Source organism: Rhizobium sp. WYCCWR 11146 (assembly GCF_013591995.1).
Taxonomy (GTDB): Bacteria; Pseudomonadota; Alphaproteobacteria; order Rhizobiales; family Rhizobiaceae; genus Rhizobium; species Rhizobium indicum.
Window position 1 is genome coordinate 82788 of the sequence record NZ_JACCEY010000010.1, and the last position, 24088, is coordinate 106875.

The 24088-nt window shown below is 56.1% G+C and carries 21 protein-coding genes and 2 pseudogenes; 17 read left to right on the forward strand and 6 right to left on the reverse strand.

What is annotated here, in order from left to right:
• Positions 1 to 12 precede the first annotated feature (12 nt).
• The 3 genes from HX899_RS06470 to dinB all read left to right on the forward strand — a co-directional run bounded on the left by HX899_RS06470 (position 13) and on the right by dinB (position 2191).
• Positions 13 to 273: a hypothetical protein gene (locus HX899_RS06470; RefSeq protein ID WP_181291921.1), complete on the forward strand. Its 261-nt coding sequence runs from the start codon at positions 13 to 15 to the stop codon at positions 271 to 273.
• Between the two features lie 80 nt (positions 274 to 353).
• Positions 354 to 1031: an SOS response-associated peptidase gene (locus HX899_RS06475; RefSeq protein ID WP_181291940.1), complete on the forward strand. Its 678-nt coding sequence runs from the start codon at positions 354 to 356 to the stop codon at positions 1029 to 1031.
• A gap of 77 nt (positions 1032 to 1108) precedes the next feature.
• Complete coding sequence (dinB, locus tag HX899_RS06480) at positions 1109 to 2191, forward strand: DNA polymerase IV (RefSeq protein ID WP_181291941.1); 1083 nt, start codon at positions 1109 to 1111, stop codon at positions 2189 to 2191.
• Positions 2192 to 2552: 361 nt separating this feature from the next.
• Here the strand turns inward: dinB and HX899_RS06485 are convergent, their stop codons facing one another.
• On the reverse strand, positions 2553 to 2699 hold the full coding sequence (locus tag HX899_RS06485; RefSeq protein WP_131706103.1) for a DUF1127 domain-containing protein: 147 nt from the start codon (positions 2697 to 2699) through the stop codon (positions 2553 to 2555).
• Between the two features lie 170 nt (positions 2700 to 2869).
• Positions 2870 to 3850 carry a 3'-5' exonuclease gene (locus HX899_RS06490; RefSeq protein ID WP_181291922.1) on the reverse strand — a complete coding sequence of 327 codons (981 nt, stop codon included), beginning with the start codon at positions 3848 to 3850 and terminating at the stop codon, positions 2870 to 2872.
• A 477-nt stretch (positions 3851 to 4327) separates the two neighbouring features.
• Between HX899_RS06490 and HX899_RS06495 the strand changes: the two genes are divergently transcribed.
• From HX899_RS06495 to HX899_RS06505, 3 genes are all read left to right on the forward strand, one after another.
• Positions 4328 to 7108, forward strand: a complete 2781-nt coding sequence (locus HX899_RS06495) for a restriction endonuclease (protein WP_181291923.1) — start codon at positions 4328 to 4330, stop codon at positions 7106 to 7108.
• A 124-nt stretch (positions 7109 to 7232) separates the two neighbouring features.
• A complete protein-coding gene (locus tag HX899_RS06500) occupies positions 7233 to 8012 on the forward strand; it encodes a phage Gp37/Gp68 family protein (protein WP_181291924.1) in 780 nt (259 codons plus the stop codon).
• 36 nt (positions 8013 to 8048) lie between these two features.
• Positions 8049 to 9296 carry a three-Cys-motif partner protein TcmP gene (locus HX899_RS06505; RefSeq protein WP_181291925.1) on the forward strand — a complete coding sequence of 416 codons (1248 nt, stop codon included), beginning with the start codon at positions 8049 to 8051 and terminating at the stop codon, positions 9294 to 9296.
• A 17-nt stretch (positions 9297 to 9313) separates the two neighbouring features.
• Here the strand turns inward: HX899_RS06505 and tcmP are convergent, their stop codons facing one another.
• The gene (gene tcmP / locus HX899_RS06510) at positions 9314 to 10213 is read right to left on the reverse strand and encodes a three-Cys-motif partner protein TcmP (protein WP_181291926.1); all 900 of its coding nucleotides are present in this window, start codon (positions 10211 to 10213) and stop codon (positions 9314 to 9316) included.
• A 393-nt stretch (positions 10214 to 10606) separates the two neighbouring features.
• Between tcmP and HX899_RS06515 the strand changes: the two genes are divergently transcribed.
• The 7 genes from HX899_RS06515 (at position 10607) to HX899_RS06540 (ending at position 18550) form a co-directional block, all read left to right on the forward strand.
• On the forward strand, positions 10607 to 12583 hold the full coding sequence (locus HX899_RS06515) for an ATP-dependent endonuclease (RefSeq protein ID WP_181291927.1): 1977 nt from the start codon (positions 10607 to 10609) through the stop codon (positions 12581 to 12583).
• Between the two features lies 1 nt (position 12584).
• A complete protein-coding gene (locus HX899_RS06520; protein WP_181291928.1) occupies positions 12585 to 14468 on the forward strand; it encodes a UvrD-helicase domain-containing protein in 1884 nt (627 codons plus the stop codon).
• 175 nt (positions 14469 to 14643) lie between these two features.
• A complete protein-coding gene (locus tag HX899_RS06525) occupies positions 14644 to 15483 on the forward strand; it encodes a hypothetical protein (RefSeq protein ID WP_181291929.1) in 840 nt (279 codons plus the stop codon).
• Positions 15484 to 15623: 140 nt separating this feature from the next.
• A complete protein-coding gene (locus HX899_RS34845) occupies positions 15624 to 15797 on the forward strand; it encodes a hypothetical protein (protein ID WP_210273707.1) in 174 nt (57 codons plus the stop codon).
• Between the two features lie 150 nt (positions 15798 to 15947).
• Positions 15948 to 16283, forward strand: coding sequence for a hypothetical protein (locus HX899_RS06530; protein ID WP_181291930.1), 336 nt, complete (start codon positions 15948 to 15950; stop codon positions 16281 to 16283).
• 16 nt (positions 16284 to 16299) lie between these two features.
• On the forward strand, positions 16300 to 17385 hold the full coding sequence (locus tag HX899_RS06535) for a radical SAM/SPASM domain-containing protein (RefSeq protein ID WP_181291931.1): 1086 nt from the start codon (positions 16300 to 16302) through the stop codon (positions 17383 to 17385).
• Positions 17386 to 17599: 214 nt separating this feature from the next.
• Positions 17600 to 18550 carry a glycosyltransferase gene (locus tag HX899_RS06540; protein ID WP_181291932.1) on the forward strand — a complete coding sequence of 317 codons (951 nt, stop codon included), beginning with the start codon at positions 17600 to 17602 and terminating at the stop codon, positions 18548 to 18550.
• An 11-nt stretch (positions 18551 to 18561) separates the two neighbouring features.
• Here HX899_RS06540 and HX899_RS06545 read toward each other — a convergent pair whose 3' ends face one another.
• Both HX899_RS06545 and HX899_RS06550 read right to left on the reverse strand, forming a co-directional pair.
• Positions 18562 to 19440, reverse strand: a complete 879-nt coding sequence (locus tag HX899_RS06545) for a radical SAM protein (protein ID WP_181291933.1) — start codon at positions 19438 to 19440, stop codon at positions 18562 to 18564.
• A 173-nt stretch (positions 19441 to 19613) separates the two neighbouring features.
• Positions 19614 to 19751: pseudogene (locus HX899_RS06550) on the reverse strand (helix-turn-helix domain-containing protein); the annotation flags it as partial.
• A 79-nt stretch (positions 19752 to 19830) separates the two neighbouring features.
• Between HX899_RS06550 and tnpA the strand changes: the two are divergent.
• The 3 genes from tnpA to tnpC are packed head-to-tail and all read left to right on the forward strand — an operon-like array spanning position 19831 to position 22286.
• Complete coding sequence (gene tnpA / locus HX899_RS06555) at positions 19831 to 20241, forward strand: IS66-like element accessory protein TnpA (RefSeq protein ID WP_181291598.1); 411 nt, start codon at positions 19831 to 19833, stop codon at positions 20239 to 20241.
• Positions 20238 to 20585 (forward strand): IS66 family insertion sequence element accessory protein TnpB, encoded by a 348-nt coding sequence (gene tnpB / locus HX899_RS06560; RefSeq protein ID WP_181291599.1) that lies wholly within the window; start codon positions 20238 to 20240, stop codon positions 20583 to 20585. Before tnpA ends, tnpB begins: the two co-directional genes overlap by 4 nt.
• A 45-nt stretch (positions 20586 to 20630) precedes the next feature.
• Positions 20631 to 22286 carry an IS66 family transposase gene (gene tnpC / locus HX899_RS06565; RefSeq protein WP_181291600.1) on the forward strand — a complete coding sequence of 552 codons (1656 nt, stop codon included), beginning with the start codon at positions 20631 to 20633 and terminating at the stop codon, positions 22284 to 22286.
• Here tnpC and HX899_RS06570 read toward each other — a convergent pair.
• Positions 22283 to 23320, reverse strand: coding sequence for an RHE_PE00001 family protein (locus HX899_RS06570; protein WP_181291934.1), 1038 nt, complete (start codon positions 23318 to 23320; stop codon positions 22283 to 22285). The genes tnpC and HX899_RS06570 overlap by 4 nt on opposite strands.
• 189 nt (positions 23321 to 23509) lie before the next feature.
• Here HX899_RS06570 and HX899_RS06575 point away from each other — a divergent pair.
• Positions 23510 to 24088 (forward strand): annotated as a pseudogene (locus tag HX899_RS06575) (integrase); the annotation flags it as partial.

Below are 24088 nucleotides of genomic sequence, written 5' to 3' on the forward strand. Positions count from 1 at the left end.
GAAAATAGAGATATGCCCGGCCTGCTGACGCTCAGAGATTTCAAGGGACCGGTGATTACCGTCGACTGCAAACCGTGCGGGCAACGGGGCGAGCTTGATCGCAAGGCGTTGGTGAAACAGTTTGGCGCCAGTATGCGTTTTGTGGATCTGCGCCGTCGCATGGCAATGGGTTGCGACAAGATGCACTGTTCTGACGGGCAGGATAGATGCGGGACGCTATTTCCCTGTTTGCTGGAGGCCGGTGTAGTTGTTGAGGCGCAAGAGCCCACGTGATCAGTGGGCATCTCAAAGCTTGATTGCGATCCGTAAGGGTCGGAAACTTCGCCTTGACCCGCATTGATAGGAGGACGGCAGTGTGTAATCTCTACAACGTGACGACCACGCGCGACGCGGTTCTGCAGTTTACAAAGGCGTTCCGGGATCGAGCCGGCTGGAATGAAGCCTCTTTCGATGTTTATCCAGGCTATCAGGCGCCGATCGTCCGCGTTGCCGAGGACGGACAGCGCGAAATTGCCCGGGCGACTTGGGGAATGCCGTCGCCGCCCGCCTATGTGAAAAACTACGATCCCGGCGTCACCAATATTCGCAATGTGAGTTCGCCGCACTGGCGGCGCTGGCTCGGTCCGACGAGCCGCTGCGTCGTGCCGTTCACGTCTTTTGCCGAGCCTGATCCAGCCAGCAAAGTGGAAGGCGGGCGTGTGCCGAACGCCTGGTTCGCCGGCAATGAAGGCCGGCCGCTGATGTTTTTCGCGGGTTTCTGGACGCCATGGAAGGGCGTGCGCAAAGTCAGGGATGGCGAGCAGGAATACGAGCTGTTTGGATTTCTGACGACCTCGCCCAACGAAATCGTCTCGCCGATTCATCAAAAGGCAATGCCCGCCATCCTGACCACGTCTGAAGAAGTCGAGACCTGGCTGACAGCACCTTGGGATGAGGCCCGCCATCTACAGCGTCCGCTACCGGGCAACATGCTGGTGATTGTGCCGCCACAGGCCAAACCGAAGCCGGACGAGGAAGGTCTGTTGCTTTGATCACCAGCACAGAGCACGACCAGGGCAGTCAAATGCCCGTTCACCAAATGCCGGCTTATCCTGTGGGCACTGACGTCATGGGGAGCGTGCAACCCGTGCGCAAAATCATCCATGTCGACATGGATGCCTTTTATGCGTCGGTCGAGCAGCGCGACAATCCGGAGCTACGTGGGCTACCACTGGCCGTCGGCGGATCGGCGGCACGCGGTGTGGTGGCAGCGGCGAGTTATGAGGCCAGAACCTTTGGTGTGCATTCGGCCATGCCGTCGGTGACCGCCAAGCGAAAATGTCCGGATCTTATCTTTGTGCCGCCGCGCTTCGAGGTTTATCGGCAGGTCTCCCAGCAGATCCGGGAGATTTTTACTGAGTACACACCGTTGATCGAGCCACTGTCGCTGGACGAAGCCTATCTCGATGTCACCGAGAACCTGAAGGGCATGGAGATCGCCAACGAGATTGCGCTGGAGATCCGCGCGAAGATCAAGGCGGTCACCGGCCTCAATGCGTCTGCCGGCATCTCCTACAACAAGTTCCTGGCCAAAATGGCGAGCGATCTGAACAAGCCGAATGGCCAGGCGGTCATTACGCCAAAGAACGGCCCGGGTTTTGTCGAGGCCCTCCCCGTCAAGAAATTCCATGGCGTGGGGCCGGCCACGGCCGAGCGAATGAAACGGCATGGCATAGAGACCGGGCTTGATCTTAAGTCGAAGTCGCTAGCGTTCCTTCAGCAGAACTTCGGGAAGTCCGGTCCTTATTTCTACGGCATTGCCCGTGGGATCGATGAACGCCGGGTGAGACCCGATCGCATTCGAAAGTCTGTTGGCGCCGAGGACACGTTCGTTGAGGACATCGGCGATCTCGATCTTGCCAAAGCCGAGTTGCGGCCATTGGCCGAGAAGGTCTGGCGCTATTGCGAGGCGCATGACATCACGGGAAAGACGATCACCGTCAAAATCAAATATTCGGATTTCAGTCAGGCGACACGCAGCAGGACCGTGTCGGGACCCGTGTCCGACGTCGACATGGTCTTGGAGAATGCTGAAACCCTGCTCGCCTCGGTGTTCCCGTTCAAACGGTCTGTGCGGCTATTGGGGATCACCCTGTCATCGCTCAAAACCGAAGAGAGCGGGCAAGAGCCGCAGCTCGCGCTCGGGCTCTGATACCACGGTCCTGAAAACGAAAAAGCCTGCCACGGGAGGAGGTGCGGCAGGCTTTTCGAAAAGAACCAAACAACGGCTGGGAGGAGGAGTGCCGCTGTTCCGACAGACGTCCCTTGGGAGGAGGAGTGGGCCGTCTGAAATCGAAGCTCTGCGGGAGGAGGTGCATCGCTTCGATGAAAACAAAAATACCCATTCTCTCCGCACATTAAATAGACTTTGCTGCAGTGCAGCTATGCGGGAAATGCACGGCCTCTCCTGACGAAGGAAATCTCCAACTTAGGGCTTCGTGGCAGGCCAGATACAGAAACGCCCGCGTCATCAGCGGGCGTAGTGTCATGCAGGATGGCCTGGGAAAAGCCGCTTAGCGAACGACCGACTGGCGGGCGACGCTGTGGATGTCGGCACGATTGATACCGAGGTCCTGCAGTTCGCGCGAGCTCATGCGGCCGAGTTCGGTAACCGTCTGACGATACTTGCGCCAGTTATTGAAGGAGCGTGCTACGTTCATGATGATCCCCTTTCGTGAGGTCTCTTGACGCCAGCAACCTTGCTTCGGTTCCAACGTCGTTTCGATGGTTGGAATATAGGCTCTTGTCCGCACGTCGATAAGGCACAAGGTCTCAGGTCGGCCATGCGTTCAAGGCATGGGTCCAATCAGAGATGTGCCGAAGGGGGCTGTCAGGCGCGGAACCGGTCGAAGGCAGTGAGGCGTTTGATGGGCGGATCGGCGTCTGGATAACGGTAGATTTCGGCCCTGAGATAGCGGAGCTCATCGTTGAGCGCTTCTTCGCCCACCTCGATCCACCAGGATTTGGGACGGCCGTCGCTTCCGTCGGACCAGCGATAGCCTCGCGCCTTCAGGTGATCCTTCATATCGAAGGGACTGTTTTCCGCAAAGATCCGGACACGCGACCGTTGGCTTGCCTCATAGAGTTCAGCAAAAGCGGAGAACGCAGATCCATCGTCCTGCCGGGCGAGAACTTCCAAGAGCGCGAAACAATCATCGACAGCGCGATGACCTTCATGAAAATAGCCCGCCTGCCCGATCAGATATCCGAGCTTGGTGCCTTCATATCCCCGCGACGACCAGTCGATCTCTGAGTTGGAGCAAGCCCAGGCCTTGCCGGAAAACAGATGGGAAAACGCCTCGCAGAATGGCCGGTCAAAACCGGCATTGTGGGCGATCACCAGATCCGCTGGTTCGATCAGCACCTGCAACGCAGCCATATCGATTGACTGCCCAGTTACCATATCATCGGTGATCCCGGTGAGCCTGGTGATTTCGGAGGGAATGGAGATGGTCGGCTGCTGAAGCCCTCCATAGATCCCGGTCACGTCACCGATGCTTCCTGCCGCATCGAAGGTGAAAGCGATCACGCCGATCTCGATGATCTCGTCCTTGCGCGCATTGAGGCCCGTGGTCTCGGTGTCGAGAATGATGCCCTTGAGGGGGTACTCCGGACGTGAGAATGGTGAGACTGCGCGCGGCATAAGTTTCTGCAGGATCCGATAGCGGCCTGTCTCCGACAGATGACGGACCATGTCCTCTTCACTCATCGGGATGGCATGCTTTTCGACCTTGGCGGATTTGGAGGTGCCAAGCGTGACCACATGGTCGCGCGGAGCCCGCTCCGAAAACATGTCAAACTGTTCTGCCATTCCTGTTGCCAAAGCCCCCGCCAATTTGCCACCTTCAAAACACGGCACGATCGGCAGATCAACCTTGTTGGTGGAGGTGCGAATTCAGCCAATCTGTCGAGCAAGGTTTACGATCGCGCAGTTTCACGCAGTGACAGTTCTTGGGTCGCTGCGCAGAAGCGTCCAAAGATAGGAAGGGCATACCAGCGGTAGCAGGAACTGCAGAAGCCGTTCGCCTCCCGCAAGACCGGTTAAAAGGGTTGCCGCAGGAGGTTTAGCATAGCGACGGCAACGCCGGAAAACGGGACCGACAGCCTCCGGCGCACGGGTCCGCTCTTAAACCAGCGGTCGCAGCAGTGCCGCTTCTGGGCGGTTGAATGTGAACGCATTGAAAGGTTTAGACTAGATAGGTTGTGCTCGCTCGCGATCTCTCGCTTGCATGTTTTTACTTAAACTAGAATATAGGTCGGGACGAACCTGGTAGTAGCAAGGATCAACATGGATAGCGCCCGCGCTGGTAAAAAATCGACTGGGGGAGTGGCAGGCCCGAGTGAACTTGAGTCCTATGTCGCAAGCCTCTATTCAATCCTTGGTTATAACGTCAAGACGAACGTCCCACTAGGTGGTCAACAGATCGATGTTCTGGTCGAACGCCACCTCGAAGGAATAGGTGTAACTCGGATAATAATCGAGTGCAAATATAAGACGAGCGGGTCCGTTAGTAATCAAGACGTTTTTGATACTATCAGTGCTTTCGACGCCCTGATGAAAGCTCAGGGCATCTCACATTGCGTAATGGTAACGAATACTAGGTTTTCACAGCAGGCCCAAAATGCAGCCGACAACAATAGACTCTTTAAATTGGTGCAACTCGCCGATCTTGAAGACGACCTTGTCAATGTGGCCGATTCTCTGCTCGCATTGAAAAAAGGGTACGAGTCCGAACAGATCTTCCACGAGTTTCTTCCTCAATCCGCCCATGGGAAGCTGCCTTACTCAAAGAATGAAGGCAGCATCGAAAATCTGTTGGATGCAACTATTGATTGGATAGAGAACTTTGGCGAGGGTTTTCTAACCATTCTCGGTGATTTCGGTGGTGGCAAAACAACCCTGTTGCGCAGGCTGGAATACGAGCATTCGTCACTCTTTTTGCAGAAGAAAACACGACACCGTCCGCTATATTTCACTTTGAAGGATTATTCTTTCTACGACGGACTTGACGATTTTATCGCGAGTTCAGCCCGCCAAAAATACCAGCGCAATATGCCCCCTAACGTTTTCTGGACCTTGGCAAAGGAAGCAGGATTTCTTTTTTTACTCGATGGTTTCGATGAAATCATCACAGGATCAGACCGCGCGGACCGGGCGAAGACATTCCTTTCCCTGCATCGACTAGTCACCTCGGGATCACCTGTTATCTTGACTTGTCGGCCAGCCTATTTTGTTTCAAGCGAAGAGTTGAATGACTTGATTCGCCAAGTTAATTCGAAGACCGGTCAGAAGAACGTTGGTTTACCAGCTCGCTGGGATGCGCATCTATTCAATATCGGCGAAACAAACGCGTTGACGCGGACAAATCAGTTCCTTTTCGAGAAGTACGTCGACAATACAACGCTTGATCCACTTCTTGGGATTTCCAACACAGTAGTCAATCTCGAAGTGTTCCGTCCAGCGCAAATCGACGAGTATCTGGCAAAGTTTGATGAGGATTTCCAACGGGTTAGTAACAGCGGGTGGAGAGAGGTCAAGTCGGAAATTGAGAAGATCTATGACCTCACTGATCTGATGAAACGACCGATCATGCTGTCCATGATCAAAGACACAATTTTACAGGGGCAGATAGACATACGTCGCAACAACGTCATTGGCGGTGCGTTCTCGTTGTATGATGCTTATACGAGTCTGAACTTGAAAAGGGATTGGGGGAAGAGCAAAGGCCGCAAACTTCTGAACGAAAAACAAAGACAAGAGTACGCCCAGCTCATAGCCCTAACCATGTTCAAACGAGGCTCACTGGATGTTGACCACTCCGAGATAGTTCAAGTCGCAAAAAAGACATCCACAGAATTTGAGCTTTCGGCGGAATTGAATCAGCACAATCCGGAGCAAATCGCTGCGGACATTCAAGTAACGACCTTCCTGTCGCGGCAGGGCTCCTCATTCCGTTTCGCGCACAAGTCGTTCATGGAATTTTTCGTCGCAAAATCGGTCGTTGAAAGGCTAAGCCATCCTCGCCTCAGCAGATCTTCGCTCGCTGAGTCCTACCCGCGCGAAATAATCTCCTTTATCGGCGAAGCCGCGAGCATCAATCTAAAGCTTCTAGGCAACGCGCTCGTTGCGTATCGCGCGGCGATAAACGCGCCACGCAAGACCGGTGAAACCGCCATGATCAAACGAAACGTGCTGGGAATTTTGTTATGTTCGCAGGATACTATCACGACGGACTATTTTTCCGACAATCATGTCTGGGAGCTTTCCGTACGCAAGCGTGTCATTGATGGCGTGGTTGTGCGTGAGACTTCCTGGGATTACTGCGGATGGCATCTTGTCACGCTTTCAAACTCATCCATAACCCGAAGCGCGTTTGTAGGCTGGCGGGTTGAAGGCGGAAACTGGCTCAACTCTTCATTCAGTGGCCGCCTTCAGGATTGTCACTTCGAGGACCTCGAGATGTCCGGGTGTGTCATTGCTGCGTCTACTCAAAAAACCATCTTTCAAAGCTGTCAATTTTCTGGCGGGGCACTCACCCTTCGCGGCGAATTCCAGATAAGCGGATCGCGATTCAAGAACACAGTGGTGTCAATTGAGATCGGCGTGGGCGCAATCTCGCGTCTAGCCTCCACGAGCTTTGAAGATTGCGAAATTGCCGATGTACTTGGCCCACAAACCAGACCCGTGATGATTGAACGCTGCAACTTTTCAGACTGTCATTTTGTCGGCTTTACTCCAAGCAGCAAGTTCGTCGAGCGACTAATCTACGAGAATGAGGTATTCTCAAAGGGCCTTACCGCCGATGACGAGAAAACAATTATCCTAGATCGGTGCGCCGGCATATTTTTCATCGACGAGTTCGATGATCGGATTAAGATCGGCAAACAGGGCTTTAAAGCAGTAGGCGATTTATTCTTGGTTGCTCAGGGCGCACTCCAAAGCAAGATCAAGTCGCGTGAGGCTTTTGATAAAGCGATACGAAAGCGCTTGGAGAAGCCATATCCTGAGCTTCTCGATAAACTTAAGGCAACCTTCCCGGCAATGTTCATACGTACCGCCGGCGTCTGATGGGCCCGAGGCAGCGGCGCCGCGCGATGAAATAAACCTTACGCTGCCCTAAAGAGGACACTTCAAATTAACGGTAACTGTGGGTGTATTCGAAGCTATACAATTTGAGTGCGGAAGGTGGCAGATGGCAGAGACCCAGATAGAATGGACTGACGCAACTTGGAATCCGGTTGCGGGTTGCACCATCATGTCGGCCGGATGCACCAACTGCTATGCTATGGCGATGGCGAAACGCCTCGAAGCTATGCACGTTGACAAGTATGCCGGCCTCACTCGAACAAGTGGAAACCGGACAATCTGGACTGGGATCGTGAGAGAAGATGAAGCTGCCCTCCGGATTCCCTTTACCTGGAAAAAGCCTCGGAAAATTTTTGTCAATTCAATGAGCGACCTATTCCACGATTCGGTGACTGATGAGTTCGTTCTAAAAGTTTGGCAGGTGATGCGTGAAACGCCGCATCACAATTATCAGATTTTGACTAAACGGCCTGACCGTATGGCTACCGTAGTGCAGAGAGTAATCGGAGAAGTCCTGCCTAATGTTTGGCTTGGAACAAGCATTGAAAACGAAGCTGTGGCAGAGCGCGTTGACCATTTGCGCAGTGTGCCCGCCGCTATCAGATTTATTTCCTTTGAACCTCTAATCGGCTCTGTAGGCGCCATTGACCTCACCAATATCCATTGGGCTATTGTCGGCGGTGAAAGCGGCAGATCTGCGCGACCTATTCAAGAGGAGTGGATCGATGAGATCTATGGCCGGTGCCTAGATTACGAAACCGCGTTCTTCTTCAAACAATGGGGCACGTGGGGGAAGGACAATAAAAAGCGGTCTAAAAAGGCGAACGGTCGAGAATACAAGGGGCGCACATGGGATCAGATGCCAACCCAGACGACAATCGTGTGAGCTGACCACGAGACATTTTCAAGATTCGGGGGACAAGTGGTCAGGAAGCTATATGATTGGAAAGGCGGCGCGCAACTTGACGAGCATTCGAAGCGGAAACACAAGATTCTGCACGAATATGTCCTGCAATATATCGTAGTCAGGTGCAAACATCCGCATCAACCACGCTTTCGATTCGCAATTGTTGATGGCTTCGCTGGTGCTGGACGATATGCTGGAGGCAGCCCAGGCTCGCCACTGATATTCATCGACAGAGTGAAAGCCGCTGCGGAGGCGATAAACCTATCGCGTGCAGTCGAGGGACTTCCGCACATCAACCTAGAATGTCATCTGATCCTGAACGACGCAGACTCATCTGTGACTTCTCTCCTAATGCAGAACGTTGCCCCAATACTTGCCGAGGTGCGGGAGACGAGCAAGAATCTTCAAATCGAAGTCAGCTTTTTAAACGAGCCTTTCGAGAGCGCTTATCCGAAAATCAAAGCGATCCTGACATCCGCGAAAATCACCAACGCCTTGTTCAATCTGGATCAATGCGGGCATAGCTATGTCGAACGCTCAACAATACTAGATATAATAAACACCTACCAATCTGAAATATTTTACACCTTCAGTATTCAATCGTTCTTGGCTTTTCTAAGCAGAACCGATCCCAATCTTCTGTTGTCGCAACTGTCTTTTCTGAATTTGCCAATTCGAGAAATCGAACAGTTGAACTTTCCTATGAGCAATGAACGATGGCTTGGCACCGCTGAACGCCTAGTGTTCGACGCATTCCAAGTCTGTGCGCCTTTCGTGAGTCCGTTTTCCATCCACAACCCCGACGGATGGCGATATTGGTTTATCCACTTCGCCAAGTCTTACCGCGCCAGACAAGTCTACAACAATGTCCTTCATGACAATAGCAGTGCTCAGGCCCATTTTGGCAGGGCAGGCCTCAATATGCTTAGTTACAATTCCCGCGACGCTGAAGGCCATCTTTACCTGTTTGATGAGCCCGGACGCACCACGGCGGTCGATCAACTAAGGGACGATATCCCGCGACTTCTCAGCAAAAAAGGCGAGGCGCTGAATGTTCTTGATTTTTACGATGGCATCTACAACCTGACGCCTGCGCATTCAGCCGACATACTCTCATCGTTAGTTGGTCATCCCGACCTCAGGGTTACGACAAAGTCTGGGGGCGAACGGCGCAAGGCCAACAACATCAAGGTAACGGACACAATCAGGTTAAACCCGCAACAGACCTTCCATCGGGTACTGCTACCAGCTGGAATCCGATGAGTGGAAGTGCTCGGTAGTCAAGTCGCCCCCTTACGGACCTTGGGAAGTTTATCTCCCATTCTCAATATGTAGTCCGCACCCTCGAGCCCTTTGCGATGCGGCCCGGCCCACAGCAAATAGTAAAGTGGGGCACCCCGCGTGTTGCAGATCAGCCTCGGCGTCGACACAAAGCCAAATGCGTTTTTCAGATTCCGTCGGTACAATTCCAACAATCGGTCAGAATAATCGTCCCGCTTGCGAATCTCCGTGGAAGCAAACAGGCCGTGGGCATCGAAAGAGTAAACCTCATCGAACCACTCATGGCTGCCAAAGTAGCGGTCCAACGTGTCGGCCCAAGCAACTGGGACATCGCCGTCATTGGGAAGCATTCGATTGATTGCCATGTTGAGCGCGAAATTCACAACCACCTCGAACAGACCGGTGTTAGCCAAGGCCTGTACGCTGGACCATTCGAGTCTCGCTCCAAAAGGGTCGAGAAATGCCACGCCACGATGACTATTCTTCGAAATTGCTTGGCTGGTCACCCATGCAATTCCTTCTGCCGCTTGCGTTTTGAGTTTTGTTATCTGTCGGCGCTCTCCGAATTCGGCTGCCACATCGCTTAACTCCTCAGCGCGGTTCGCATCGGGCTCTATGAAAACATAACGTGAAAAAGGGTTGGAGATGCTAAGCGCTACTTTGGGAGACCCGTCAAGGAATTCAGCCTGATCTGTATCTTGTGCGATCGGTGCTTCTAGTAGTTCGAGCATCGCTAGCGGTTCGTTCTTGCTACGAACTTGCGCACGCCCTCCGCCTGCAAATGCGTCGACATAAATGGTGCGCCACCGCTGGTTCTTCAGGACCTTCGTGTAGAATTCGAGATATCGGGCCAAGATATCCAGCTTCTCTTTTGCCCACGGACCAACCTCAGCGACCATAAAATTCCTCATAGTGCTCTGCCCAAGCGAACAACTTAAGTTTGTTTTCGATGTCATTCAATTCGCGTGAGAACGCCACAGGAACTTGGTGTCGGTTTGGTGGCAGAACGACCATAATGTTGGATCGCAATCATCCTTGGCTTTCGCCGATCTGTAGGATTTCGCTAACGGCCTGAACGAAGTGGAGCAGGGCAGAGTCTAGAATTTGACGCCGTGCCAAGTGGCGCGATCGAACCTTGCGGCTGGCTGGTTTCTCCCGCCTTTTTTCCAGACACGCGCAAGACATAAGCTGTACAACCATAGGACAAGAATCATCATCATTCGGGGAGAACAAGATGTCGTCTTTGGAGCATCTGAGCCAGTCGACCTACAGATCCGGAAGGTTGAATAGAAATGTATATTGAACGGCTCAGTTTAAGTAATTTTCGGTGCTTCGGCCCTGACACCACAACGATTGATCTCACCTCCGGCCTCACCACGTTCGTCGGCGTCAACGGCGCAGGCAAGACCGCGGTCATGCAGGCACTGCAACGTCTGTTCGGAATCACTGGCGATCAGCGCCGGCTACGTCGCCAAGATTTCCACGTGGCGGCGGCAGAGCTAGCCGCACCGATTCAACGCACTTTCGTTCTGGAAGCAATCCTCGCTTTCCCAGAACTGGATGCTGGCGGCGGCGGCGGCGGAGCTATACCCGAGTTCTTCCAGCAAATGGCCGCCGACGAAGCTGGTCGGTTGAAATGCCGGTTGCGCCTAGAGGCGACCTGGACGGACGATGGTTCGCTAGAAGGAACAGTTGAGCAGAAATACCGGGCTGTTCGCGCTGTCGGTCCATTCGTGGAAGCCGATTGCATCGAGTTAAAGGCGCTTGATCGTGCCCGCATTCAAATGATATACGTGCCCGCATCGCGAGACGGCGCATCCCAGGTGACCGCTTTTCTACGCGGCCGCCTCTGGCGGGCCATCAACTGGTCACAGGGCGTCAGGGACACATTTTCCGACGCAGGTGCCACGCTCAACGGCGCGTTCTCCGGCGAAGCCGCGGTCGACATCGTGGCCACTGCTGTAAGACGACGCTGGCAAGAGGTCTACACAGCCGGTACCGACACGACACCACTTTTTCGCCCAGTCGACCTGCGTTTTCAGGAATTCATCCGCAAAGTCGAGGTGGTCTTCCGCCCTGACGAAGCCGGCCGCGAACGCGCGCTGGACGACCTCAGCGACGGACAACGCTCCCTTTTCCATTTGGCGATGACGGCCGCCACGTTGGACGTTGAAAGCAGCATAGCCGCTGATCCCGTCGCTGCGGGGTTCCAGCCCGGCGGCGTACCATTGCCAGCTCTGACGCTCATTGCCATCGAAGAGCCAGAGAACAACCTTGCCCCGTTCTATCTATCTCGCATCGTTCGACAGATCGACGATCTCACGAAAGGAACCCGAGCCCAGGCGGTTGTCTCCAGCCACTCTGCCAGCATCCTTGCGCGCGTTGATCCCTCGCAGGTCAGGCATTTTCGCCTGAACCCTGCCGATCGAACGGCGCGCGTCCGCGCCATCCGGCTTCCGGTCGGCCTAGAAGATGCATCCAAATTCGTGCGCGAGGCCGTCCGCACCTATCCTGAACTCTACTTTGCCCGCTTTGCCGTCCTTGGCGAGGGCGCTTCGGAAGAAGTGGTATTGCCCCGCCTCGCAGAGGCGATGGGCCTCGACATCGATCGATCTTTCGTTGCCGTCGTTCCGCTCGGCGGACGACACGTCAATCATCTCTGGCGCCTGTTGACCGATCTCGACATTCCATTTGCGACGCTTCTCGATCTCGACTGGGGGCGCGATGGCGGCGGATGGGGCCGTATCAAGACGGCGTGTGCGCAGCTTCTCGAAAACGGCGTCGCACCCGGTGCAATCTTCGCCCAGCCGAATGCCGCCGGCCCGCAGGCGAACCTCGCGGCCTTTGATGGCTTCGCCGTTGAAGACTTTGCTGGCCTGACCAATTGGGCAAACGCTATGCGCGGGCACAACGTCTTCTTCTGTACGCCGCTCGATCTTGACTATTCAATGCTCCGTGCCTTCCCTCTCCCCTACCAAGTCACCGAGCCTGGGCGACAAGGTCCATCGCCGCAAGGAGACCCGCGAACGGCTGTGCTCGGTGAATTCGGTCGCGGTGATCTTTATGCAGCGGACCAAGATCAGCTCCTGCGCTGGTATCGCTATCTGTTTCTCGGCCGCGGTAAACCCAGCACGCATGTTCGCGTCTTGAGTGGACAGTCAGCTCAAGCTTTAGCCGTCGGTGCGCCCGAGGAACTGCGAGCGCTTCTCTCGTCAATTTCCGCGCGCCTGAACCCGCCACCTCCACCTCCGCCACCGCCGGTGGCCTGATATGCCAATTGTCCCCCCACAAGACTGGCGACCACGAGGGATTGAGGATCTCGAACCTGATGCTTGGCGCGCGCTGCGCCATGACGGCTCTACATGCGTTGTCGCTGGCCCCGGTGCGGGAAAGACCGAATTCCTGGCGCAGCGTGCGGCCTACCTTCTCGAGACAGGGTTATGCCCAGCGCCCTATCGCGTCCTGGCGATCTCCTTCAAAGGCGATGCCGCCGACAACCTGGCCGCCCGTGTGCGAAAGCGCTGTCCGCCCGAACTGGCGCACCGCTTCACATCGCTGACCTTCGACGCTTTCACGAAAAGCCTGGTTGATCGATTCCAGAGCGCGATACCCGCCGACTGGCGGCCAACTCGACCCTATGAGATCGCGTTTCCGGCATACCGGCAGACCGCAGGCTTCCTCGACCTCTCTCGCCTCACTGCTCCGGCGCAATGGCAGGCAGAAATCGCCGGCCTTGGCGCGGGCAATTTCGAGTCTCGCTATGTGGGTGCCTACCGTCTGCCGATACTGCGCCCTGCACCCCAGACCGGCATTGAGTTCACTGTTCACCGCTGGTGGGAAGGTCAACTCGGAGCCCAACCCCAATCAGCCTTGAGCTTTGTAAGCCTGAATCGGCTCGCCGAACTCTTGTTGCGGGCCAGTCCAGACATCCGCCGCGCGCTTCAGTTGACCTACCCCTTCGTGTTCGTCGATGAATTTCAGGACACAACCTACGCCCAGTACGACTTCCTGCTATCGGCATTCAGCGGCGCCAATATCGCCGTGACGGCCGTCGGCGACGACAAACAACGCATCATGACCTGGGCTGGCGCGCGAATAGACGCCTTCGAACGCATAGCCGCAGATTTTGCGGGCGTTCGGATTCCACTCCTATTCAATTTTCGATCCTCGCCCGATCTCGTTCGAATTCAGCACGTCGTGGCCAGAGCGCTTGATCCGAACACGGCGCCGACAGTGGCCCAAGCCGCGCGGCAGGTGGACGGCGATGTCGCGCAGGTCTGGAACAGTCCGACCAAGGCCCGCGAGGCCGAACACCTCACGCAATGGCTGGCGAATGACATGGTGACCCGCGGTCGCTCGCCGCGTGACTATGCCATTTTGGTCAAGCAGAAGTCAGACGACTTCGAAGCCGAGCTTGCTGCACCACTGGCGCAGCAAGGTTTGCGGTTGCGAAACGAGAGCCATGCCCTTGGACGCACGACCCTCCAGGATCTCCTCTCTGATCAGTTCGCGAGAGTCGCAATCGGGCTGCTTCGGTTGGGAGCGACCCGCCGCGCGCCAGATGCGTGGCAACTGTGTTCTGCTGCGCTGCTGGAAATTCGGGCTATCACTTCCGACGACGATGTTGCGGAGGCGCGTACCGAGGCCGACCTGACGGCATTCCTGACAATTTTACGTACTGACATGGCCAACACGCCCCCCTCGCTGGCCAGCGCCGCGACCTTCGCCGCGCGCGTTCTGGCATTCCTCGATTTGAGCGCCGTCGCTCGAACCTACCTCGAATATGCGTCAGGCGATCTCTTGGCGATCATGGTCGATGCGTTTCAAAAACATCTCGCTGCATCGGCAAACGGCGCTGCAACGTGGGCGGTATGTCTGGATGCGTTCGAGGGTCTTGGACAGATCCCGCTGATGACGGTCCACAAAAGCAAAGGTCTCGAATACGACACTATCGTTTTCATCGGCCTCGACGATCAAGCTTGGTGGGCACACACGCCTGGCAACCCGGAAGGCCTTGCCACTTTTTTCGTGGCGCTATCCCGAGCTAAGCAGCGCGCGATTTTCGCCTTCTGCCAAGAGCGAGGCCAGCGCCGCCGCGTTGCTGAGCTGTTCCAACTGCTCACAGACGCTGGTGTGCCGGAGACCGCGATATGAGTCGGGCCTTGGCAATTGTTAGAACGCATCGCCCAAATGCTGAAACGGCTCCGACTGATGAGCGGTCGCCATTCGATGCCTGGGTGATGCAAAAGCTGGTTGCGCCGGCGAAACATCGCCCAAATAGTCGTGGACCGGCGCCGGGCGCTTTGAGCAATGACACGCGAGGGACAAAATGGATAACGGACAACAAACAACACTAGAGGAACAGCTCACGGTCGCGAGCAATTTGCTGAGCCTGCAAATGCAGCCATTCGTGACGCCCATCTCTGGAGGGCTCCATGACGGCGCTGCAGTTCATGTTGGAACTGGAGGATACATTGAGTGGCGCCTAAGACGTCTTTTACTAACCAACGAGCATGTTGCACGCGAGGTGAAGAAGTATTCGCTTGCTCGCAAGTGCTTTGATTCACCCGACTACGTTCACATCAACAACCCCTATCAAGTCCTGACGGCACCTGCGGATCTCGCTATCAGCCCCGTCGATGACCGCTGGAATGCCGTTGTGCACAGTGCGATGGCGTTCCCCGGGCACCGTTTCGAAGAAAAACATGCGCCGCTCCAGGGCGAGTATTTGTTCGTCATGGGGTTCACCGGCGAGAAAGCCCGTTACTCGCCGTCCTTCAACACGCTGTTTACGATCGGCACTCCCTACCTCACTCAGGAATATGACGAGACGCTAGAGCCAGAGCAAACCAAGCGTCCAATCAAGCATCCCGATTTCGATCCGGCCTGCCATTTCGCGATGCAATGGCATCCCGATGCCACCACACCTACCGATGGCAAAACAAGTTCGATCCCGCTCGACCCACATGGAATGAGCGGTTCACTGGTTTGGAACACGCGCTTACTGGAATTCGCCGTGAGCGGTGAAACTTGGACGCCCGGCGTTGCGCGCTTGACCGGGGTGCTTTGGGGATGGGATACAGGTAGTCGGTTTTTGTTCGCGACCCGAATTGAGCACGTCACAGCTTTCCTCGCCCACCTCTATCCAGAGAATCGGGACGTCACATAGATCCGTCCCAACGCCGCCTAGAGTCGTACAAGAGCGTGGGGCCGTGGCGGAAGCCGTCTCCGCCACATCTTCGGTGCCATCTTCCCGAAGAAGAGCAAGGCGGCCGTCCTCGTCACGCCGTAGTACGACACACGTATGCCATGAACCAGCATCTCACCAAGTTCCCAACGCACATCGATCAAGATGCGCATGCTATCCTGATCATAGACCAGGCGGGCTGGCACATATCAGGCAACCTCATAGTGCCCGCAAATATCACCATCACGCCGCTTCCGCCACATTTGTCCAAACGCAACCAAGTCGAAAGCCTCTGACGGTCCATGCGAGACAAGTGGCTGTCAAACATGTGGCACTATACATGCCCACATCTTATGTTCGAAGAACCTCGACCGAGCACGAGAAAAACAACAGTGGCGACTGCGCGTATTCCGTGTATATTGCGTAAAAATGTAGTGGAGGGGAAGATGAGCGATAATCTCGACGACGTTGTTCGGCAACTATTCAACTTTCTCCTGGGAGATGACGAAGCTCCTGGAGACAGTCGGTTAAGCATGCTCGATGTCAATTCGCTATCCACCCCGACGAAACTTCGTCTAATTGCGCTTCGATCACTTCTTGCGAAAGCATCATCTAACGGCATAGGTGAAGATCAAGAGCCGTTGAAGACATGGGGACGACAAGGGAAGGCACCTGACCTCGAACCCCTCAAAACTTGGGGGCGTCAAGGGAAAGTCGAGCCTTTGAAGACGTGGGGGCGCCAAGGAAAAGCGCCCTTCAAAGAAAGTGACGTAACAGAGTAAGGTGGCGGCCGTCGGTATGCAGCTTCGTGCGCCATTGTCACTGGACATCAATGTTACGCGCGAGTGTAACTTTCACTGTTCCTTCTGTTCGGCAACGCCCATTGGACGTGGGCTTGGTCGAGATGAGCTGACACTCAGTGAGATCGACAATATTTTCCGCTACGCCGATGAAAACGGCGTTTTCGTTGTCCGCATTGCCGGCGGCGAGCCCCTGGTGCGCCAAGACTTTCGAGAAATTGCGCGCGCTGCGTCTTGTTACTCATTCACAAAGATCCTGCTTACGAACGGCAGCTTGCTGGACGATGACAAAGTTGCGATGCTCAGTGAATCGAAGTTCGACTCCGTTGCACTAAGTGTTGATGGGCACGTCCCGTCAATACACGAGAAGAGCCGAGCAAGCCCAGGGAGCTTCGAGACCTTGTTGCGGTCAGTGGAGATTCTAAGGCGCGGTGGGTTGCCTCACACAGCCATGGTTACGGTTACGAAGTACAACGTCGAATGGTTGGTTGAGATTCTTGATCTTCTAGTTTCCATGGAATTTTATTCGGTTCGCTTCCTATTGCTAGCGGCTTCAGGAAAGGCTCGGCATCGGAAGGCTCTTTTTCCCGATTACGCAACATGGAGCAAAGAATTGCTCCGTCTCACCGTGCACATCGATCGAACCCAGCCATTGATCGACTACTCTGTCTTGCCCCCGCACGAAGACCCGATCCCGTACGAGCTATACTATCCTCTTAAGCAAGCAGGTCGTTTAGATCTTCTGGAAAGTGTTTGGAAAATTCGGTATTCGACCAAAACAGCGAAAAAAATCGGTTGCGCAGCCGGCCAGACACAAATGACAATCTTCGAGAATGGTGATGTCTACGGCTGCGATCTGATGCGGGATGCTCCTCAATGGCGTGCGGGCAACATAAGAGATTCTAGTCTCGACGAGATATGGAGGAATTCTGAGACTTTCACCGCCTTGAGATCGATGAAGAAATCGGAGCTCGGCGGTGCTTGCGGCAGCTGCAGCGTTTCCATCTGCGGCGGTGGCTGCCGCGCGTCAGCTCTTTCCACCTCGGGGCGCATTAACGGTGCGGACCAAACATGCATGCTTTAACACAACTACAGAACCTTAAGTTTGAAATCTATGGAACATCATTTGCTGCGAGGCCAGAGGACAATGGCACCTGGCTGATCTATAACTTCAATGCATCTAGCGGTATATTAGTTGGCTGCGATGTTTTGCTAGATTTGGCCGATTGCCTAGACGGCCGACCACCGACTTCAAAGCTTCAAGAAGTGCTCAGTCATCTTGGTGTTGGTGGCAACTCTTGACCAGTCTCAGCGTGATCGTCCCGGTTGGGAGGCTCGATTTTCTAAGGCCTCTTCTCAAATCAATACCCACCGGAGGCGCGCTAGAAAGCCTGATCCTGAGCTTAGATAGTTCAGTTGATCGAGAAGAAGCCGATCAGATCGTCCATTGCAGCGACTTGCAAGGACCTGCGATCACAATCTGTTCGCAGCAGGTTGTCGCCGCCTCGGGGGCATCGTCTACGCGGAATAGAGGCCTTGAGCACGCTGACACCGAGTATTGCGTTTTCCTCGATGCAGATGATGAAATAGCACCCAACGCTTTTGAAATCGTTCGCTCGCGTATTAAGGAGCTTGATCGTGCTGACGCCATCTACGGTAATCTGGCGAACATTTCCTCTAAAGGCGATTGGTTGAGTGACGACTTAGTCGATAGAGCACCAAATTGTGATGATGCGAATGCGTTATGGATTGCTTTCCGGGAGGGCCTATCCCAGCTAGGTGCGATTTACGCACGCACCGACTATGTAAGGGCGATCGGTGGATTCAACGAAAACCTATCGAGTTGGACCGACCGTGATTTTCAGTATCGCCTTTTGCTCGGCGGCGGAAGAGTTTGCTTTGTGCCTGATATCCTAATGTACTGGCGTCATGGCCACTCTGGCCGTCTCTCATCGCATGCCCAAACGGCCTTGGATAGACACAAGCGATATATAGGCGATGCATGGCCTAGATACTTGTGGGACCCAGTTTACATCTCCTATAGAGCGCCGGTGATCGACCTACTTTATCTCCGCGGGTTCACCTGCACGCTTGTCACGTCGAGCTACCGAACCATTCTAACACCAGGCATGCTCAGCCATTTCGAGACGAACAGGTGCATAGCCGACATATCTCCGTTTTCGGATACGGAAAAGGCTGCAGTATTCGATCTTCTTTTTGAAGGTGCCCTTGTTCCATCATCCTGCTAGGCAAGGTTAAATTACTGAATGAATTTTCGGCAAAAATACTCGCAGTAACTGGTGTCGCACAGCGCCGGGGCGGCAAGCTGGTTGAATGTGCCATTCAAAATGTTTCCCAGCGGCATCTTTGAGCTGCATCTGTGCACGGAACCGTCTTTGTCTAATCTTACAAAATCTCGCCCCGCGCGGCAAATTCTGCGCTGAAATCGCATGGGTGTGGTCAATATCTTGGCGTCGGAGAAGATGTCGATCGCCGAGCCTAGAGAATCTTGGTCACCATGGTCGTGCGCAAGGCTGGCATACTCGGACCACAACAGAAAAGCGGCGCGCTGGTGTCTGGTGTAACCGGCCGGGTACTGGATCCCAGAATGCATCCCGTAGAATATTTTTGGAATGGGGACGATCTCAAAATTGCCCAAATGCTCAACGATCGCTTCAAAATCGGCCAGCACGGCTGGCGTGGCGACGACGCTTACCGTTACACGGTGTCCAGAATGTCGAAGCAATTGAACTTTCTGAGCGAACGCCTCGGTGTCGTTCCTTTTGCTCCTCTCTTCAGGATGGAGCGAAGCATTGATCTGCAAAACACGGTTTGGATCGATCGTTGTGGCAAAGTCTCGCACACACGAATGCGACAAATTGGAATTGATTGATAGAAAATGCGTTTGGGAGAGACGTTCACAAAGACTGACAAAGTTTCTATAGATGGTTGGCTCGCCGCCCGTCATATGAAGCAGCCATGTTAGTCCTGTTCGGTTAAATGCTTCACACCAGCCTTCAACAGTAGCGTATTCCCTGAGTTTCTGCGAAAGAAATGCGCTATCAAAGTAGCAGTATTGACATCTGTAATTGCAGGTATCCAAGAGGTGCCAATCGCACTCAATGTCGAATTTGACCATCTGATTTGCCTGATCTGTAAAAATATAGTCGCCATATATACATTCGAGACGTCGGGATTGAAAGTAACGCGACGAAGGCAATATGCACCCGCGCGCACTGCGCACCTCCCCAAGCGTTGCGTCAAAGCCTTCATGCCCTCCACCACACTCTCTCTGCAGACCTGCCAGTAACGCTAAATGATCCCCCACGCCCGAAACCTCCCCCTCCCCGTCATCTCCCTGAGACCGAGCTCGCCGACAATCCGCCGCGCCGCCTGCGGTGTCACGTCCAGCGTTTTCGCCACCATCCCGGCTGACACCAATGGTTTTGCCGTAAGCCCCCGGTGAAGGCCGTCTTGCGAGGTTGAGGCGAACATCGGAAGTCCTAGTGCTAGCACTAGGAGTAGTCATATGACGAAGCATCCGATTGAAGTGATAACGTCTGTCGAGCGCCGGCGGCGGTGGTCTCGGGAGGACAAAGAGCGGCTGGTTGCCGCGTGCCTCGAGCCGGGCGTGGTGCTCTCCGAGATTGCCCGCGCGGCCGGCATCCATGTCAGCCAGCTCTTCCGTTGGCGCAAGGAGCTTTGCCGAGTTGATGAGTCGTCGACACCGACGGCGGGCACATTGGTGCCTGTGATTGTGTCCGAGACCGCACCGACAGCTCAGCCGATGCCCTCGGAGCCACCCGCCCCATCACCTTCTCGCCGGAAGCGCAGCGATGTAACGATTGAGCTGGGTCGGGGCCGTCGTGTCCGGGTGGACAGTGACATCGACACGGACGCATTGGGCCGCATTCTCGATGTTGTACTGGGACGGCGATGATCCCGGTCCCGAGTGGTGTGAAGGTCTGGCTGGCGACCGGTCACACGGACATGCGCAAAGGCTTCCCCGGTCTGTCGCTGATGGTGCAGGAGACGCTGAAGCGCGATCCGATGTGCGGACATCTGTTCGTGTTCCGGGGTCGCGGTGGAGGCCTGATCAAGGTGATCTGGCATGATGGACAAGGAGCCTGTCTGTTCACGAAGAAGCTGGAGCGCGGCCGCTTCATCTGGCCGTTGGCGGCCGACGGCACGGTGGTGATCACACCGGCGCAGCTCGGTTATCTGCTCGAAGGAATAGACTGGCGGATGCCGCAAAAGACCTGGCGGCCAACATCGGCAGGATGAGCAAAAGCACTGGAATAGCGGACTCGAATATGATTCCATCCTGCCATGAGCGACGCGACTGATGAGCTTCCGGACGACCTTGCCAGTGCGCTTGCACTGCTGGCCGAGGAGCGTGCGCGGCGTATCACTGCCGAGGCAGAAGCAGCGACCGCCAAGGCGCAAGCCGCCAGCGCAAAGGCGCTCGTGTCGCATTCCGAAGCGCTGATCGCGCGGTTGAAGCTGGAGATCGAGAAGGTTCGCCGCGAGCTTTACGGCAGCCGGTCAGAACGCAAGGCGCGACTCCTCGAACAGATGGAACTGCAGCTCGAGGAGCTGGAGGCTGACGCTGGCGAAGACGAACTGGCGGCAGAGGCTGCGGCCAAAGCCTCGACCGTGAGGGCTTTCGAGCGCAAGCGCCCATCACGCAAGCCGTTTCCCGAACATCTGCCGCGTGAGCGGGTCGTCCTCGCTGCACCGACGAACTGCCCCTGCTGCGGTTCAGCCAAGCTCTCGAAGCTTGGCGAAGACATCAGCGAGACCCTCGAGGTCATCCCGCGTCAGTGGAAGGTGATCCAAACGGTACGGGAGAAGTTCACCTGTCGCGCATGCGAGAAGATCACCCAGCCACCAGCTCCTTTCCATGTGACGCCGCGGGGCTTTGCCGGGCCGAACCTGTTGGCGATGATCCTGTTTGAGAAGTTCGCCCAGCATCAACCGCTGAACCGACAGAGCGAGCGCTATGCCCGAGAGGGTATCGACCTCAGCCTGTCGACGCTGGCAGATCAGGTCGGCGCTTGCGCCGCCGCGCTGAAGCCACTCCATTCGTTGATCGAAGCACATGTCCTGGCTGCCGAGCGGTTGCATGGTGACGACACCACAGTGCCGATCCTGGCGAAGGGAAAGACCGATACGGGTCGCATCTGGACCTATGTCCGGGATGACCGGCCGTTCGGCGGGCAATCGCCGCCGGCGGCACTCTACTATGCCTCGCGAGACCGGCGGCAGGAGCATCCCGAGCGCCACTTGAAGAACTTCACTGGCATTCTGCAGGCAGATGCCTACGGCGGCTACAATCCGCTGTTCAAGGTAGACCGCGATCCGGGGCCGCTGACGCAGGCGCTCTGCTGGTCGCACGCGAGGCGCAAGTTCTTCGTGCTGGCCGACATCGCCACGAATGCCAAACGCGGCAGCCGCGCCGCACCGATCTCGCCTATGGCGTTGGAAGCCGTCAAACGGATCGATGCCCTGTTCGACATCGAGCGGCAGATCAACGGGCTTGCCGCAGCGGAACGCCTGGAGCGCCGTCGCAAGGACAGCCTGCCGCTTGTCGGCGAACTGCGCTGCTGGCTTCAAACCGAACGGGCAAAACTGTCGCGCAGTTCTCCGGTCGCCGAGCCGATCGACTACATGCTGAAGCGCTGGAACGGCTTCACGTCTTTCCTCGACGACGGCCGGATTTGTCTCACGAACAACGCGGCCGAACGAGCGCTGAGAGGCTTTGCTCTCGGGAGGAAGTCATGGCTCTTCGCCGGATCGGATCGCGGCGCTGATCGTGCTGCCTTCATGGCGACGCTGATCATGAGTGCCAAGCTCAACGACATCGATCCGCAGGCTTGGCTTGCTGACCTCCTGGCCCGCATCGCCGACACGCCAATCAGTAAGCTGGAGCAATTGCTTCCGTGGAATTGGCAGCCGCACGGATTGAAAGCTAAAGCAGCCTAACCTGCGGCCTTCACCGGATGCTTACGTTTTGCCATTACCAACTCAACCAGCTCCGGCAATTTCGAAGACGCCCGGCGCCCTTCCAGCTTTCGCTCGAAGAGGGTGCGCGCCAGCACCAGCCTGTCATGCTCCTTCAATCCGACCTCGGCGGCTGCCAAAAACCCGTGGGCGATGGCCAGCAGCCGGGTTTCGCGGTCGCGATGCCGGCGCCGATCGACCGGAATGGTTTTGAGGCCGAGATTGAGGGCGGCAAGATGCGCGCCTGACGTGATGCCGGCCTGGCGCAGGATCGAAGCGGCCAGCAACCGGCCGAGCCAGGGGGCGTGCTGAAGCACGGACAGCTCGTTCCAGGCATCGAGGGCGATGATTGACTGCAGCGCCGCAGGCAGTTTTTCGGCCTGGCGCACCACGCTGCGCCATTCGTCGAGCCGCGCATCCTCGTCCCAGTCGAAGTCGTAGATCATTGGATCTTTTTCTCGGCCGCCGTCACGGCTGGGCCGTGTTGCATTCTCGATTGCCGCCTCCGATCGGGCCAGAACAGCATCGATGGCGGCGTAGTCGACGCCGGGGAGATTTTCGATGTCGTCGACATCTTCCCCCTCCCCTTCGGGATCTTTCGTGAGCGCCGGCTGAATGACGTCGGCCGTCGTCGCCTCGTCCCCGCCGCCCGACCCGATCTCCGAGGCTTTCCGCAGCGAGCGGATGCCGTCGGCAGAGAGCGCCCAGCCGGGGAGTTGGGCGGCGATCCGCCGGCGGGTGCGCAAGACGTCACGGGCGATTGTCAGCTCGTGGGTGGGTGTGCGAATATCCCGCGTGGCGTCATGCAGGACAAGATCTTCGAGATGGACGAGTTCGCCATCGATCCACAGCGAGGCGCAGGCATCGGCGAAATTCTGGCGCTCGATCCAGCCTTCGCCGACCGGTGAACGGGCGATACGTTCGTCCAGACGCGTGAGCGCTAAACCGGCGTCGAAAGCCGGCCGCATCAGGGCTGTCATGCTGATTTTTGCGAGATCGTAAGCCATTGAAATCATGGTAAATGATTTCTTATAGGAATGCTATATCAATATTACGGTTCCTCACATCGTATGATTATGGGCTCGTGTGCTAACCATCGATAAGTATCCCTTATCGATGGTAGTTGATCTGGAGTCGCAAATCAGCCAGAATCGGGGCAAAGCACGGCCCTGGAGGCCGCCGAAACTCGCGATTTTGGAGCGTCCGTGGCCAAACCCAAAAAATCACTGACCGCCGTCGAGCGCCGTGCCGAAGAGCTCGACACCATCGCCGCCGTGCTGCCGATCGAACGCCGCGACGAGCTGGCCGAGCTGCTCACCGACCACGACGTCGAGACCCTGCGCCATCTCGTCAACCAGGGCATGGGCGACAACACGCTGCGCGCCCTGACCTCGGATCTCACCTATCTCGAAGCCTGGGGGCTGGCCGCCACCAAAAAATCGCTGCCATGGCCGGCGCCCGAGGCGCTTCTGCTCAAATTCGTCGCCCATCATCTCTGGGACCCGCAACACCGCGAGACCGATCAGGATCATGGCATGCCGGCCGCGGTCGACGAAAGCCTCCGGAGCCAGGGTTTTCTCAAATCCGTCGGTCCACACGCGCCGGCGACGGTGCGCCGGCGCCTGGCCAACTGGTCGACGCTGACCAAGTGGCGGGGCCTCGACGGCGCCTTCGCCTCCCCTGCCCTCAAATCAGCCATTCGGCTGGCGATCCGAGCCGCGCCAAGACAACGTCTTCGCAAGAGCGCCAAGGCGGTCACCGGCGACGTCCTGGCAAGACTGCTG